This window comes from Streptomyces sp. NPDC086549, assembly GCF_044746205.1.
In the GTDB taxonomy this organism is placed as follows: Bacteria; Actinomycetota; Actinomycetes; order Streptomycetales; family Streptomycetaceae; genus Streptomyces.
Map to the genome: position 1 here is coordinate 616053 of NZ_JBIVBS010000002.1, position 15242 is coordinate 631294.

Here is a 15242-nt window from a genome sequence, read left to right on the forward strand (position 1 = left end):
AGCTGCGCCCGACCAGGGCCAGGCACAGACTCTGCGGCCCGCCAGGGCTAGACCGCGCTCACCGCCGCCAGTCGGTGTACGTCCCTGGCCGTCCCCGTCACCCCCGAGAGGAATCCCTGCGCCCGGGGGGACGCGTTCTCCGTCAGCCACGCCGGGTCGATGTCGCACACAGCGACCCGCACACCCGTGCCGGCCAGTGCGAGCGGCAGGGTGTGGACGACCGTGGACGGGAAGCTGAGGATCGTCCGTCCTATCGGCCCGCGCCGCGCGATCAGCTCGAGCGGCAGGTCGGGGCGGACGATCTCCAGGCCCGTCTCGGCCGCCAGCCGGTGCAGCTTCTCCGCGCTCTCGCGGCGGTGGGCGAAGTAGCGAGTGGCGCCGTGGGCCCTGGCCAGGCCGCGGACCGCTTCCAGGTAGCGGTCGCCGTCCACCACCCCGGTCTCCACCAGGGAGGTGCCGACCATGTCCGCGCTCTTGGTGATGCGCGGCGGGCCGAAGCGGGCCCGGGTCCAGGCGAAGTCGTTCGCGGTGATCGTGACGCCCTCGGGGGTCTCCGTCACCGGCATGGAGGAGAAGACCTCCACCCGGCGCCCGGCGCTGGGCGTCAGACGGCGGCGGGCCGAGGACGACACCGGCGCGAAGAGGAGGTCCCGCGCACCGGGGCGGCCGCCCTTGCGGTGCCAGCGGACCAGGCGCTCGCCGCGGGCGAGCTGGGCGACGAACTCCATCGTCGCCGTGCCGTCGTCGACCACCACCAGGTCCTTGGCCCGGGTGATCGTCAGCAGCAGCTGTACGTAGCGGGAGAACGGGTCTCCCATGACGATGCGGTCGGCCCGGCGGAGGGAACCCGCGAGGCCGCCGATCGTGTGGAAGGGCGCGGTCGTACCGCCCCGCGCCTCCTCCCAGCGCACCCGGTACCCCTCGTCCCGGGCCAGGTCGGCCATGCGGCGCAGCTGGCCCCGGGTCATGGGGTCGGTCGGGGACAGGACGACGACGGTGAGCTCCGTGTCCCCTCCCGAAAGCGGACCGCTGTCCGCGGTCCGCCGTATCTGGGACGGCACGGACCGCGATGGCCCCGCGCCCGTCTCCCCGGCCCCTTGCAGGGCATGGACATGCGCCCACTCCAGCACGTTCAGCAGCTGTACCGGGCTCTCCACGAAGGCGAGAGTGCGGGGGGTGCCGGTGTTCCCGGCGCGGGGGCTCATCGACGTACGACCGTCCCGTCGTAAGGCGTTGTGTATGGCGTTGTCGGTGTTCGGGTTGCTCAGACCGCGACCGGCTCGCCCGCCGCCGCCGCGATCTCCGCCTCGGCGACGGCACCGGCGACGCGGCGCAGCTTCTTCATCGGGCCGAGCTCGGAGTCGTAGACCTTCTTGACGCCGTCACCGAGGGAGGCCTCGATGGTGCGGATGTCGCGGACGAGGCGCACGAGGCCCTGCGGCTCGACGGAGGCGGCCTGGTCGGAGCCCCACATCGCGCGGTCGAGGGTGATGTGGCGCTCGACGAAGGTGGCGCCGAGGGCGACGGCGGCCAGCGTGGTCTGCAGGCCCGTCTCGTGGCCGGAGTAGCCGATCGGAACGTTCGGGAACTCCTTCTCCAGCGTGTTGATCACGCGGAGGTTGAGCTCCTCGGCCTTCGCCGGGTAGGTGGAGGTGGCGTGGCACATGAGGATGTTGTCGGAGCCGAGGACCTCGACCGCGTGACGGATCTGCTTCGGGGTCGACATGCCCGTGGAGAGGATGATCGCGCGGCCGGTGGCGCGCAGCGCCTTCAGCAGCTCGTCGTCCGTGAGGGAGGCGGAGGCGACCTTGTGGGCGGGGACGTCGAACTTCTCCAGGAAGGCGACGGCCTCGGTGTCCCACGGGGAGGCGAACCAGTCGATGCCCTTCTCCTTGCAGTACTCGTCGATCTGGCGGTACTCGTCCTCGCCGAACTCCACGCGGTGGCGGTAGTCGATGTAGGTCATCCGGCCCCAGGGGGTGTCGCGCTCGATGTCCCACTGGTCGCGCGGGGTGCAGATCTCGGGGGTGCGCTTCTGGAACTTGACGGCGTCGCAGCCGGCCTCGGCGGCCACGTCGATCAGCTTGAACGCGTTCTCGAGCTCACCGTTGTGGTTGATGCCGATCTCGCCGCAGACGTAGACGGGCTTGCCCGGGCCGACCTCACGCGTACCGAACGTGCGCAGACGGGAGTTGGTGCTCATGGCAGAAGATGTCCTTACTTGGTGAGGGAATCGAGAGAGGGGCCGAGGATCCAGCTGGCGATCTCTCGGATCGCGCCGTCGCCACCGGGGACGGTGGTGACCGCGCGTGCGGCGCCGCGCACGACGTCGTGGGCGCTCGCGACCGCCACGGGCCAGCCCACGAGGGCGAAGCACGGGAGGTCATTGACGTCGTTGCCGACGTAGAGCACGCGCTCGGGCGCGATGCCCTGCTCCTCGCACCACTGCTTGAGTGCGAGGTCCTTCCGGTCGATGCCGTGGAGCACCGGGATCTGCAGCTTCCGGGCCCGGGCGGCGACGACCGGGTTCTGTTCCGTGGAAAGGATCAGCATCTTCAGGCCGCTCTTGCGCAGCGCCGCGATACCGAGTCCGTCCCCGCGGTGCACGGAGACGAACTCCTTTCCATCGGAGTCGATCAGCACCCGGTCGTCGGTCTGGGTGCCGTCGAAGTCCAGTACGACCGCGTCGATGTCGTCGGCGGTCGGGAGCGCGCCGGGCCGGTCCGCGTCGAAGAGCGGAGCCAGGGCCCGGGCGCGGGCCAGGTCGTGCGGGTCGTCGATCTCCAGCACTCGGGCCGGGTCGGTGCGGACCAGCTCGGTGTGGCCGAAGAAGCGGTGGTTGTGCTTGCGGAAGCCGGCCGCGTCCATCGCGTAGGCGGCGCCGGTCTCCAGCAGGTCCTGGGGGCGGTCCTGGCGGCGCGGGCGGAAGGACTTGTCGTGGTTGACGCCGTAGCCGCCGCCCACGGAATCCCCTTCGGCCTCCCCGGTGACCGGGACCGGGACCGGCACCGGCACCGGCGCGTCGGCCCCGTCCCGCCAGATGAAGCCGTGGAAGGGGGCCACGGTCACGGCCGTGTCGGCGCCGTTCTCGACGATCGCTCCGGCCACCCCGTCGATGTCCTCCCGGACGATGAAGGGGCTGGTGCACTGGACGAGCAGGACGACGTCGACCGGTGCGCCGTGCAGCGCCTCGTGGGCGTCCATGGCGTGCAGGACGGCGGCCTCGGAGGTGGCGGTGTCGCCGGCGATGGCGGCCGGACGGAGGACGACCTCCGCCCCCGCCTGCCGGGCCGCCGCCGCGATCGCCTGGTCGTCGGTGGAGACGACGACGTCGGTGACGAGCCGGGAGGCACGGCACTCGCGCACGGCGCGGGCGACCAGCGGGACGCCGCCGACAGGGATGAGGTTCTTCGCGGGCACGCCCTTGGAGCCGCCACGCGCGGGAATCACGGCGAGTACACGGCGCACAACGGCCGCTTCGGGGTGGGACATCGGCTCTGTTCCTTCGGACGCTTGACGCGGGATCCGGTCGCTCACAGCTCTCCCATTCGTCGGATCACGGGGGCCACCCGCTGGACGCCGTGCCGGTAGGCGCCGCGCGCCGCCCGGCGGACGATCTGGCGGACCGGTCCCGGCGCCTTGTCGGCGGCGGGGGCGCCGGGCAGCGGGGAGCCGTCGGGACCGAGGTGGTGGCGGGCGAGGATCCCCGGCAGATAGCCGGGCGCGGTCTCGGTCGTGTAGTAGGGGTTCAGCGGCGGCAGGCCGCCGGGACGGTCGAGGAGCACCGCGATGCGCTCGCGTGCCGCGTCGAAGGCGGTGCCGTACGAACCGTCGGCAGCGACGCCCTGCCGGGCGACCCACTCTTCGTCGGGCGCCGGCCGGTGACCGGCGTCGAGCTGGTCCCAGGAGGCGAGGCAGCCGGAGCCGACGAAGTGGTGGTTGCCGAGCACCTCGCGGACGCCGAGGTCGGTGAGGACCACGGTGGGGATCCGGCGGTGCAGCGCCTCCAGCGCGGCCGTCGAGCTGACCGTGACGAGCAGGTCGGTGCGGTCGAGGACTTCGCCCATGTGCCCGTACACCAGGCGGAAGTTGGCGGGCAGGTCCTGACCCTGCGCCAGCTTCTGGTAGGGCAGCTCCTCGATGTGCGTGGTGTGTTCGCCCGGCTTGGAGCGCAGCTTCAGCAGCACCTCGCGTTCGGGGTGCTTGCGGGCGTGCTCGATCAGCCGGTTCAGCAGGTACGTACGGTCCTTGCGGTTCTCGGGGACCGAGGGCTGCGCCGCGAACACGACGGTGTACGGGTCGTGTTCACCGGTGTAGGGCTGCCCGCCGAGGAACGGCAGGGCGACCTCGGTCACCGAGGAGGCGTCGGCGCCCACCCCCTCGTACACGGCCCGGAACCGGTCCGCGTCCTGGCGGGAGTTGGCGAGGACGAGGTCCGCGCCGTGGCGCAGCAGCAGGCCGTCGGCGAGCTTCTCGTAGACGACGCCGACGTAGCCGGTGACGACGACGGGGCGCTTCGCGGAGCCGTCCTGGACCCGCCGCAGCCCGTGCAGCATCGCCTGCACGGCGCCGCCGACGAGGGCGAGGACGAGGACGTCGTACGACTCCTCGCGCATCGCACGCAGGAACTCGACGGCGGTGACCTCGCGGAGCGAGTCCGCCTGGACGCCGACTTCCTTCAGCTGGCGGGCGGTCGGGGTGGCACGGCCCCGCAGGAGGTAGCCGTCGAGCCGGATGTCCGAACCCTCGGGGACGACACGCTGCGCGGTGAGCGCGCCCCATTTCCACCGGGTGTCGGAATCCGCCAGGACGGCGACTCGCAGGGACTTCGTTGCACTTGCTGGCACGTCGAAGACGCTAGGAAGCGATTCCTAGGTTCCGCCCAACCCAAATGCAACAAACGGTTAACAGCACATCGACGAATGGCGAATCGGCCCCGGAACGCACAGCAAAACAGCCCGGTTCACAGCTTCGCCACCAGCAGTTCACCTGACATCAAACAAACGGCCAGAACGAATGACGGGCCGCCCTCTAACGTCACCGGCGTGGTGAAGCTCTCGGTCATCGTGCCGTTCTACAACGTCCAGCAATACGCGCCCGACACGCTGAAGAGCCTGCGTGCGAACGTGCGTGAGGACTTCGAATTCATTCTCGTCGACGACTGCTCGCGCGACGGGACGCCGGACATTCTCGAACGCGCGGAGCGGGAGCTGCCCGGTGCCGTGCTGGTCAGACACGAGCAGAACGGAGGGCTGGCCACCGCGCGCAACACCGGGATCGACCGGGCGCGCGGCGAATACCTGACGTTCCTGGACGGGGACGACTGGCTCGCCCCCGGCTACTATCCGCAGCTGGTCGCCGCCATGGATGGTCTGGGCTGCGATTTCGTGCGCACCGACCATGTGCAGTGCACGGCCAGGGCGCGCGCGATCCACCGGGTGCCGCACGGCCGCCGGGGTGTCGTGATGAATCCGCGGGACGCCATCCTGCCCGCGGACCGGTCCACCTCGGTGGACTACGCGTACGCGTGGGCGGGCATCTACCACCGCCGGCTGGTGGACCGCGGGTTGCTGCACTTCACCCACGGGCTGCGCACGGCCGAGGACCGGCCGTGGATCTGGAAGCTGCACCGGGAGGCGGATTCCTTCGCCGCGGTGGGCCTGCTCGGTGTGTACTACCGTCGCGGAGTCGCCTCCTCGCTCACTCAAATCGGTGATGTGCGACAACTCGATTTCATTCGCGCGTTCGACCAGGTAATCGAGGAAACGGCGCGCGATCCCGAGGCCGATAAGCTGCTGCCGAAAGCAGTGCGCACATATTGCGCGATCATGGCCCATCATCTCGGATCGATCGAGAGGTTCGAACCCGCCGTGGCTCGAAAATTGCGCTCTCTCAGCTCAGCAGCCCTGAAACGACTGCCGCAGGACGTGCTGGCAGAGGTGATGGACTCGATGGACCCGCAGCGGGCGAGCAGGCTGCGGCGGCTGCGGCGGCGGCCGTCGGGCGCCCGGACGGTGGCCGCCTGATGCCGCGTACCACCCACATCTTCTGCGCGTCGACCCTGTACGGAGCCGCGACCCTGGCCGCGGCGCTCGACGCCGGACTGTTCGAGCCGGCCGACCGGCGGCTGCTGCTCGTCACCAACAACGCGGCCAATCCCGAGACCACGCCCTCCGTCGACGCGATGCCGGGCTTCGACCGGTTGCGCGAGCGCTTCGACGAGGTGCTCTCCTGGAACGAGACCATCGCCCCGTTCCACCCGAGCGGCTGGGGTCCGCGCGCCGACGACATCCCCATGTGGGAGCGGTACGTCCGGCTGCTGTGGGGACTCGGCGACGACGAGATCCGGCTGACCGTGGAGTCCGTGCAGGTCAATCCGTCGCTCGCACTGTGCCAGTTGTTCACCGGCGCTCCCGTCGATGTCTACGCGGACGGCCTCATAAGCTATGGCCCCACCCGCGACAAGATCGATCCGCTGGTCGGCACCCGCATCGGCCGCCTGCTGCACCTCGACCTCGTCCCCGGGCTGACCCCGCTGCTGCTCACCGAGTTCGACGTGCGGCCGGAGCTGGTGCCGGCGGAGGCCTTCCTCAAGGTGCTCCAGGAGCTCGCCGACGGAGAGGCCGACCTGCCCGGCACCGGCGACCCGCGGCCCGCCCTGCTGCTCGGCCAGTACCTCTCGGCGCTGGAGATCCTCGGCGACGCCGAGGAGGAGGAGCTGCACCTGAGGATGGTGCGCGGCGCCGTGGCGCTGGGCCACCGCAGGCTGGTCTTCAAGCCGCATCCTGTCGCCCCCGCCCGCTGGTCGCGGCTCCTGGAGGACGAGGCGACCCGGCTCGGTGCCGAGCTGACCGTGCTGGACCGGCCGGTGCTCGCCGAGGTGGCGTTCCAGCGGATGCGTCCCGCCCTGGTCGTCGGCTGCTTCTCCACGGCACTTTTCACCGCGGCCGGGCTGTACGGCCTCCCGGTCGCCCGCGTCGGCACCGAGGCCGTCCTGGCCCGCCTCACGCCGTACCAGAACAGCAACCGTGTGCCGGTCACCATCGCCGACGCGCTGTTGCCCGAGCTGGGCGACCGCAAGGCGGTGACCGACTGGTCGATGCCGTCGCCGGAGCGGGTGGACGAGCTGGCCGCGCTGCTCAAGGCGGTCGGGTTCGCCATGCAGCCCAAGATCTACCCGCGGCTGCGCCAGGACGCCGAGCGCTATCTGTCCCGGCACCTCAATCCGCACACCTGGCGGTACTTCAAGCGCCGCCGCCTGACCTCGCTGGCCCTGCCCGGCGCCGTACCCGCCCAGTTGTCGTTCATCCCGCGCAACACGACCGTGCGCCGCCTGGCGCGCCGTGCCAGGGCGCTGCGGCAGAGTGCCAGGCGCTGAACCGGCTCACCGCCGCCACGCCCCCGTGCTCCTCGTCGGGCCGGGGGCGTCCGCGTCCGCGTGAACTGCGCGCCTGCGGGTAGGCGTCCGACGCCTCGCGCCCCCACATCGCGACGACGCCCCGACTCCCCCTCAGAAAGCCCCGGATGAACGCGTCCAACCCCACTTTGGCCCCGGCCCGTCCGATACCCGCCGCCGCTGTCCCCCGCAGACCCGACACCCGGCTGCGCGCCCTGGACGGCCTGCGGCTGCTGGCCGCGCTGATGGTCTGCCTCTACCACTTCGCCGGGAAGGGCGGACCGGTCGCCGGTTCCTGGCACGAGTCCCCCGCCCGGCTGTTCCCCACGCTCTCCCAGGCGGCCACGTACGGCTGTCTCGGCGTCCAGTTCTTCTTCGTCATCAGCGGCTTCGTGATCTGTATGAGCAGCTGGGGCCGCACCCTGGGCGACTTCCTGCGCTCCCGGGTCGCCCGCCTGTACCCCGCCTACTGGGCCGCACTGCTGCTGATCACCGGCGCGTCCCTGCTGCTGCCCGTCGTCGTCCGCCCGCTGCGGCTCGACGAGTTCCTGGTCAACCTGACGATGCTGCAGCAGCCGATGGGCGTGCCGCGGGTCCTGGGCGTGTGCTGGACGCTCTGGGTCGAGGTGCGCTTCTACGCGCTGTTCGCCCTGTTCGTGGTCCGGCGCGGCGTCACCTACCGCCGGGTGGTGCTCTTCTGCTGCCTGTGGACCCTGGCCGGCGTGTTCGCGCGGGTCGCCGACAACCCGCTCACCGACGAACTGGTGATGCGCGACCACGCCCCGTTCTTCATCGGCGGCCTCGCCCTCTACCTCGTCCACCGCTACGGCAGCGACCTGCTCCTGTGGGGCATCGTCGCCGTCTCCTGGCTGCTCGGCCAGCGCTATTCGACGACCGGGCTGTGGCACCCCGGCGTGCGGGGCGGCGACTTCCCGCGCGATCCGTACGTCATCCTGCTGATCGTCACCCTGGCCTTCGCCGCCGTGGCCGCGGTGGCGCTGGGCCGGACACACTGGGCGAACTGGCGCTGGCTGACGGTGGCCGGGGCACTGACGTACCCCTTCTACCTGATCCACGAGCATCTGGGCTGGTTCGTCATCCGGGTGCTGCACCGGGATCTGGGGCTGGGTCCGTGGGCCACGCTCGCGGTCACGGTCGCCGTTCTGCTGGGCCTGGCCTGGCTGATCCACCGCTGGGTGGAGCGGCCGTTCGGGCCCCGGCTGAAGCGGGCACTGGCGGCGTACGGGCCGCGGGTGGCCACGGCACGGTGAACGGCCGGAGGCCGGTGGGGTGTTGGTGCCCCACCGGCCTCCGGGTCCAGGTATGTCAGCTCTGCCGTGCCCGTATCTGCCGTACGGCCCGGCGCACCGCCGGGTGGCGGCGCAGGGACTCGGCCCGGATGGGGCTGCCGCCGGGCAGGCGGAGGCTGGTCAGGCGGCGCTTCTTGAAGTACTGCGGGTACTCGGCGAGGTGGGCGGTGAGCCACGCGGCCGCCTCGTCGTACAGGCCCGGGTGCTTGCGGGACTGCATGCAGTAGCCGACGGTGCGCACCAGCGGGCCCAGCTCGGCGCTCAGGGAGCCGAGTTCGAGCGGGGCGCCGAGGGTGGCGCGCTCGGCGTCGGGGAGGGCCGCGTCGATGATGGTGAGGGGGACGCGGTTGCTGTTCTCGTACGGGGTGATGCGTTCGAGGAGCAGCCCCGTGCCGACGCGGGCGACGGGGATGCCGTAGAAGGCGGCGGCGGTCATCAGCGCGGTGGAGAAGCAGCCGATGACCAGCTCCGGCTTCAGATGGGCGAAGACGGTCTCGGCGAGCACGGGTTCGCTCAGAACGGTCAGCCGCACGCCGAGTTCGCCGGCCGCCTCCTCCAGCGACCTGCCGTACACGGCGGGCGCGCTGGGGTGGGGCTTGAACATCACGCTCTGGTGGCCGGCCCGGGCGGCGGCGCGGAGCATGCGGACGTGGAGTTCCTCCTCCTCGTCCTGGGTGATGAGGTCGATGGCGGAGAGGTACTGGCCGAGGAGCACGGCGGTGGGGCGGCCCTCGACGGGGATGCGGTCGGCGAGGATGCCGGCGCCCTCCTCGCCGATCTGGGCCAGCACGTCGACGATGGCCTCGTTGGGGACGGGCTCGGGCTCGACGCCGTACTCGGCCAGCAGCATCGGGCGCAGCCCGGGTATCAGGTCCAGGTGGAGAACGCGCGCGATGCGGCTGCTCATGCCGTGCGGGATCCGGTTGCGGGTGGGGCCGTAGCTCATCAGGCCGTCCGCGTAGACGTGGATCGGGCTGTCGGCGAAGATCTCGGCGACCGCCCGGGAGGGGTTGGCCTGGATGGACTCGCAGGCGATCTCGACGGGTTCGTCGCCCAGGTTCCAGGCGAGGCGTACGGCCTTCTCCCACAGGAGGGCGTCCTGGGCGCGCGGGGACCAGCCGGCCGGGTGGTGCGGGGAGATGAACTCGTTCCAGGAGCGCACCTCGTCGAACTCGGGGCGCAGCTTCTCGAAGCCGGCCATCCGGTCCAGCGGGGTACCGACCTCGGGTACGGCCGCGGTGTTGCTGACGACGAGGATGCGGCGGTGCTCCTCGCGGGGGCCGAAGAGCCCGGCGCGGATGGCCGCCGTGACGGTCGCGGCCGCGTACTGGGTGGCCGAGAAGAAGATCTGGGTCGTACCGCTCTTGGTGGTACCGCTCTGGGTCGTACCGCTCTGGTTCCTGCCGCTCATGCCGCGACTCCCTTCATGCCGCCGCGGATGCGCCGCAGTGTGTGCACTCGTTCCTCGCCCATGCCGACGAGGGCCTCGTTGAGTTCTTCCTCGGTCATCCGGCCCAGGGCCTCGGCGGCCATCTGCCGCAGCTTGGCGGCGACGCTCCGCTCGAACCGGCCGCGGTCGAGGAGCTGGTGGGCGATGACGACGCAGTAGTTGCGCAGCGCCTTCTTGCGCAGTCTGGCGGCCTCGGGGTCGTCGGCGAGCTCGCTGAGCACGAGGTCGAAGGAGCGGAAGAAGTCCAGCTGGCGGACATCGCCGATCTGGGTCAGCGAACTGGCCACGCCGCGGCGGTAGAAGACGCCGCGCAGGCTGGCGGCGACATAGGAGTCTGCCCTGCGGTGCAGCTCCCAGATCCAGGGGCGGTCCTCGGCGGTGCGCAGCCCGTCGTGGAAGCGCAGCAGGCCGCGGTCGAGCAGCCGGCGGTGGTAGACGCCGGCCCAGGCGTACGGGTAGTCGACCATCGTGGTGTCGTCCACGGGGAGGATCGAGGTACGCGGGTCGAGCGGGGTGTGCCGGCGTCCCTCCGGGGCGCGGTGGACGGCGCGTTCGATGCCGGTGACCTGGACGTGGTCGGTGCGCACGAAGTCGACGTCGAAGCGTTCGACGCAGCCGACCAGGTCGGCCAGGTAGCCCGGGGCGAGCCAGTCGTCGCCGTCGAGGAAGGTGAGGTACCTGCCCTCCGCCGCGTCGATCCCGGTGTTGCGCGCGGTGGCCAGTCCGCCGTTCTGTTCGTGCCGGATCACCCTGCTGTTCCTGAGTTTCTTCGTCAGCGTCAGCAGCGCCTCATAGGTGCGGTCCTTGGTGGACCGGTCCTCGACGAAGATGAACTCGAAGTCGTCCCGTGCGTTGTTGACGAGGCTGGTCACCGTGTCGGCGACATAGGTCTCGATGTTGTAGCAGGGGACGATGACGGACAGGGTCGTTTCATTGGCCACGTGTGTACACCCGTGCTCGCTCCGGAAATATCTCCGCGATCCTGAGACGGCTCCGTCGCCCGGACGCTACCGTGCGGCGACCTTCAGGTGAACACCGCATGACATTGCGGCCAGAAAGTCGCCGGAAGGTGAATTAAGCGTTCCGCCACCTGAAAGCCGTATCCGGCTGATCAACTCGGCCCTCCGTCGTGTCGAACAAAAAATCGACGCACATACGACCGGAGGACCTGAAAGCCGTGTTCAGGAAATTCCCTCTCACCACCAAGACCCTGGTGACCGTCTCACTCCTCGGCAGCGCACTGGCGGCGACGCCGAACGCGAGCGCCCAGCCGGACGGCGCCCCGGCGCAGAGCGTCCGCCCCGTGCACGACGTGGCCGTGGCCGGCGGCCCGAGCGGCGACGCGGCGCAGAGACTCGCCGACCGCCTGGGCAGATCCCACACCGCCGGCATATATCTCGACCGCGCCCAGCGCCGGTTCGTGATCACCGTCACCGACGAGAAGGCAGCGGCGGCGGTCAAGGCCGCCGGCGCCATACCGAGACGGGTGGCCTACGACACCGCCCGCCTGGAGTCCATCAAGAAGCGCCTCGACACCGGCTTCAGTACTCCGGGGACGATGTGGGGCGTCGACGTCCCCGCCAACCAGGTCGTGGTCCGCGCGGACAGCACGGTCGGCAAGCGGGAATTCGCGGCGCTGAAGAGGTTCCTCACGCCTTTCGGCAAGGCCGCCCGCGTCCTGCGCATCGGCGGTAAGACCGAACGGACGGCGGGCGCCATCAATGGCGGCGACTTCATCGACAACGGCGTCGTCTCGTGTTCGTACGGTTTCACCGTGCGCAAGAAGACGGACCCGGACTACAAGGCGATTCTCACCGCGGGACACTGCACCAACACGTCGGGGACCGACTGGACGAAGTCGGACGGCACCTACATCGGCTACACCACCGGGCACAACGTCGCCAACGGAAACGACTTCGGCCTGATCCGGGCCTACAACGCGGACGTGACGTACTACGGGAACGTCGAAGCCGCGAACGGCAACTCCCAGGACATCACCTACTCGCGCGACAGCAGGATCTACGAGACCGTCTGTTCCACCGGCTTCCGGAGCCACTACGGGTGCGGTGAGCTGGGCCTCAAGAACCAGACCGTCAACTACACCGACGGCATGACGGTCACCGGCATGGATGTCGCGAACATCTGCCGCAACCACGGCGACAGCGGTGGACCGCTCTACGCCGGCGACGCCGCGCTGGGCCTGCAGTCCGGGGCCGACATCGAAGCGTGCTACAGCTACTTCCAGCCGGTCAACGAGGCCCTGGCCTGGTACGGGATGGAGGTCTTCTGATCCCGGCTCAGCCGGTCCCGTACCGCGCTTCGATCCCCGCGACCACCAGCGCCAGCCCCTCTTCGAAGCCCCGGTCGTAGTCCTCGAAGATCTCCGCGCCCGCCGCGGCCGACAGTGGGAAGTCGGCCATCCGGCGGGCGCGTTCTTCTATGTCGTAGCCCTCGCGGCGTTCGTCCGGCAGCGGCTGGACGCCCTGCTCCTCGGTGACGAAGCCGATGGTGTACGAGTACGCCGTCGACGAGGCCCGGACCGCCTGGGTGAGGCTGAAGCCGGCGGCCGTGAAGACGCGCAGGGTCGCCTCCATCTCGTGTGCGTGGTCGATGCCGGTGAAGCGTGAGCCGCTGAAGACCTTGGCGCCGTCGCGATAGCCGAGGAGGGCGGCGCGCAGGCCGCGGTTGGCCTGGAGCAGGCGGTCCTGCCAGGTGGTGACGGGCGTGTCCGCCATGCCCTCGACCATGCGCCGGTACATCTCCGTCGCCATCTCGTCGAGCAGCGCCTGCTTGTCCTTGAAGTGCCAGTACAGAGCGGGCGCCTTGACGTCCAGCTCCTTGGCGATGGCGCGCAGGGTCAGGCCGTCCAGGCCCACCTCGTTCAGCAGCCTCAGGGCGGTGTCGGCGACCCGCTTGCGGTCGAGGGGCGCCCGGCGTTCCGTAGTCACGCTTGACAGCTTAACAGCGTTAAGGGCAGGCTCGTCGTCGACGGCACTTAACGGCGTTAAGGAGATGGGCATGACTGTGCACGAGACGGACGTCCTGATCGTCGGCGCGGGCCCGACCGGCCTCGCGCTCGGCATCGACCTCGCCCGGCGCGGGGTGGACGCCCTGGTGGTGGAGCGGGGCGAGGGGCTCGCCCGCGGCTCGCGCGGCAAGGGGCTCCAGCCCCGCACGATGGAGGTCTTCGAGGACCTCGGGGTGCTCGACGCGATGCTGGCCGCGGGCGGCGAGTACCCGGTCGGGACGGTCTGGCAGGACGGGCAGCAGACGGGCGAGCACCGGATGTTCGACCCGGCGGAGGACGGCGAGGAGGGGTCGGCGTTCACCGTCCCGTGGATGGTGCCGCAGTGGCGCACACAGGAGATCCTGTTCGCGCGACTGGAGGAACTCGGCGGAAAGGTGGCATTCGGCCGGGAGGTCGTGGGCCTGGAGCAGGACGAGACCGGGGTGAGCGCGCGCTTCGCGACCGGTCCCGCCGTCCGCGCCCGGTACACCGTCGCCGCCGACGGCGGCCGCTCGGCCGTGCGCCGGGCACTCGGCATCGGCATGACGGGCGAGACGGTGGACCCGGACCCGATCCTGGTGGCGGACGTACGGATCACCGGCCTGAGCCGGGACCACTGGCACGTCTTCCCGCCCCGGGGAGAGAGCTCCGGCTTTGTCGCGATCTGCCCGCTCGCCGGCACCGAGGACTTCCAACTGGTCGCCCAGTTCCCGGACGGCACCGACCTGGACCCCTCGCTGGAGGGCATCCGGAAGGTGACCGCCGACCGCACCCACCTGCGCCCCGAGGACGTGACGGAGGTCCGCTGGTCCTCCGGCTTCCGCCCCCGCGCGGCACTGGCGGACCGCTTCCGCGCGGGGCGGGTCTTCCTGGCCGGGGACGCGGCGCACGTCCACTCCCCGGCCGGCGGCCAGGGCCTGAACACCAGCGTCCAGGACGCCTACAACCTCGGCTGGAAGCTGGGCTCGGTGCTGCGGGGCGGGGCGCCGGAGTCCCTCCTCGACACCTACGAGGAGGAGCGCCGCCCGATCGCCGCGCATGTGCTCGGCCTGTCCACCGCCATCCACCGCGACGAGGCCCGCCGCGGGGCGGCCACCCGGCAACTGGGGCTGGGGTACCGCGAGTCCTCACTGACGGTGGAGACGCAGGCGGCCGCGACCGGCGTGCGCGCCGGTGACCGCGCCCCCGACGGGACGATCGACCGCGTACGGCTCTTCGACGCCTTCCGCGGACCGCACTGGACTCTCCTGGGCGCGGACGCCACCGACCTGGGCCAGGGCGTGCGGACGGTCCGCGGCCCGGCCCCCGAGCCGTACGGAACCGGTCTGTTCCTGGTCCGCCCGGACGGTTACGTCGGCTGGGCGGGCGACTCGCCGGCGGGGCTCACCGCGTACCTGACGCGCCTCGGCCTGCGCCGGTAGGCCTCACACGCTCGCCAGCGACAGCTTCACCGCGAACCCGAGGAACAGCGCCCCGGCCGCCGAGGTCGCCGTCGCCGACAGCCGCTTGCGGCGGCGGAACGCTGCGGCCAGCTTGGTGCCGCTGAATATCAGGGCGCTGAGGTAGAGGAAGCTGGCCAGCTGGGCGAAGGCGCCGAGGACGACGAAGGACAGGGCCGGGTAGGCGTAGCCCGGGTCGACGAACTGCACGAAGAAGGCGACGAAGAACAGGATGGCCTTGGGGTTGAAGAGGCTGACGACGAAGGCGCGCCGGAAGGGCCGCTCGTCGGTGACCACGGCGGGCGTCTCGTCCTCCACGGCCTTCTCCCGCCGGGTCCGCCACAGCTGCCAGGCGGCCCGCAGCATGCCGATCGCCAGCCAGGTCAGATATCCGGCACCGGCGTACTTCACGATCCCGAACAGCAGGGCATTGGCCTTGAGCAGGGAGGCGACTCCGGCGGCGGACAGCGTCATCAGCACGGTGTCCCCGCACCACACCCCGGCCGCCGCGGTGTAGCCCGCGCGGATGCCGCGCCGGGCGGCGACGGACAGCACATAGAGGGAGTTGGGGCCGGGGAGCAGGACAATCAGGACGAGGCCTGCCAGATAGGTGGGGAGATCGATGACGCCGAACATGGAA

13 protein-coding genes are annotated in these 15242 nt (G+C 70.8%); 5 read left to right on the top strand and 8 right to left on the bottom strand.

The window, feature by feature from the left end:
- Nucleotides 1–47 precede the first annotated feature (47 nt).
- The 4 genes from ACIPSA_RS09485 to ACIPSA_RS09500 are packed head-to-tail and all read right to left on the bottom strand — an operon-like array spanning nucleotide 48 to nucleotide 4847.
- Entirely contained in the window at nucleotides 48–1205 is a 1158-nt protein-coding gene (locus ACIPSA_RS09485) for a hypothetical protein (protein WP_402630945.1), read from the bottom strand.
- A 59-nt stretch (nucleotides 1206–1264) separates the two neighbouring features.
- The gene (locus tag ACIPSA_RS09490; RefSeq protein ID WP_402630948.1) at nucleotides 1265–2203 is read right to left on the bottom strand and encodes an N-acetylneuraminate synthase family protein; all 939 of its coding nucleotides are present in this window, start codon (nucleotides 2201–2203) and stop codon (nucleotides 1265–1267) included.
- Between the two features lie 14 nt (nucleotides 2204–2217).
- Nucleotides 2218–3492, bottom strand: coding sequence for a cytidylyltransferase domain-containing protein (locus tag ACIPSA_RS09495; RefSeq protein WP_402630951.1), 1275 nt, complete (start codon nucleotides 3490–3492; stop codon nucleotides 2218–2220).
- Between the two features lie 41 nt (nucleotides 3493–3533).
- The gene (locus tag ACIPSA_RS09500; protein WP_402630954.1) at nucleotides 3534–4847 is read right to left on the bottom strand and encodes a DUF6716 putative glycosyltransferase; all 1314 of its coding nucleotides are present in this window, start codon (nucleotides 4845–4847) and stop codon (nucleotides 3534–3536) included.
- A gap of 198 nt (nucleotides 4848–5045) precedes the next feature.
- Here ACIPSA_RS09500 and ACIPSA_RS09505 point away from each other — a divergent pair, with 198 nt between their 5' ends.
- From ACIPSA_RS09505 to ACIPSA_RS09515, 3 genes are all read left to right on the top strand, one after another.
- Complete coding sequence (locus tag ACIPSA_RS09505; RefSeq protein WP_402630957.1) at nucleotides 5046–6026, top strand: glycosyltransferase family 2 protein; 981 nt, start codon at nucleotides 5046–5048, stop codon at nucleotides 6024–6026.
- Nucleotides 6026–7378, top strand: coding sequence for a polysialyltransferase family glycosyltransferase (locus ACIPSA_RS09510; protein ID WP_402630960.1), 1353 nt, complete (start codon nucleotides 6026–6028; stop codon nucleotides 7376–7378). Before ACIPSA_RS09505 ends, ACIPSA_RS09510 begins: the two co-directional genes overlap by 1 nt.
- 146 nt (nucleotides 7379–7524) lie before the next feature.
- Nucleotides 7525–8667 carry an acyltransferase family protein gene (locus tag ACIPSA_RS09515; RefSeq protein ID WP_402630962.1) on the top strand — a complete coding sequence of 381 codons (1143 nt, stop codon included), beginning with the start codon at nucleotides 7525–7527 and terminating at the stop codon, nucleotides 8665–8667.
- Nucleotides 8668–8722: 55 nt separating this feature from the next.
- On the opposite strand, the gene ACIPSA_RS09520 is transcribed toward ACIPSA_RS09515, so the two are convergent.
- Complete coding sequence (locus ACIPSA_RS09520; protein ID WP_402630965.1) at nucleotides 8723–10117, bottom strand: polysialyltransferase family glycosyltransferase; 1395 nt, start codon at nucleotides 10115–10117, stop codon at nucleotides 8723–8725.
- Nucleotides 10114–11097: a glycosyltransferase family 2 protein gene (locus ACIPSA_RS09525; protein ID WP_402630968.1), complete on the bottom strand. Its 984-nt coding sequence runs from the start codon at nucleotides 11095–11097 to the stop codon at nucleotides 10114–10116. Before ACIPSA_RS09525 ends, ACIPSA_RS09520 begins: the two co-directional genes overlap by 4 nt.
- 236 nt (nucleotides 11098–11333) lie before the next feature.
- Here ACIPSA_RS09525 and ACIPSA_RS09530 point away from each other — a divergent pair, with 236 nt between their 5' ends.
- Nucleotides 11334–12446 carry a S1 family peptidase gene (locus ACIPSA_RS09530; protein ID WP_402630971.1) on the top strand — a complete coding sequence of 371 codons (1113 nt, stop codon included), beginning with the start codon at nucleotides 11334–11336 and terminating at the stop codon, nucleotides 12444–12446.
- A 7-nt stretch (nucleotides 12447–12453) separates the two neighbouring features.
- On the opposite strand, the gene ACIPSA_RS09535 is transcribed toward ACIPSA_RS09530, so the two are convergent.
- A complete protein-coding gene (locus tag ACIPSA_RS09535; protein ID WP_402630973.1) occupies nucleotides 12454–13104 on the bottom strand; it encodes a TetR/AcrR family transcriptional regulator C-terminal domain-containing protein in 651 nt (216 codons plus the stop codon).
- A gap of 70 nt (nucleotides 13105–13174) precedes the next feature.
- Between ACIPSA_RS09535 and ACIPSA_RS09540 the strand changes: the two genes are divergently transcribed.
- The gene (locus ACIPSA_RS09540) at nucleotides 13175–14584 is read left to right on the top strand and encodes an FAD-dependent oxidoreductase (protein WP_402630976.1); all 1410 of its coding nucleotides are present in this window, start codon (nucleotides 13175–13177) and stop codon (nucleotides 14582–14584) included.
- 3 nt (nucleotides 14585–14587) lie between these two features.
- Here the strand turns inward: ACIPSA_RS09540 and leuE are convergent, their stop codons facing one another.
- A complete protein-coding gene (gene leuE / locus ACIPSA_RS09545) occupies nucleotides 14588–15238 on the bottom strand; it encodes a leucine efflux protein LeuE (protein WP_402630979.1) in 651 nt (216 codons plus the stop codon).
- Between the last annotated feature and the right edge of the window lie 4 nt (nucleotides 15239–15242).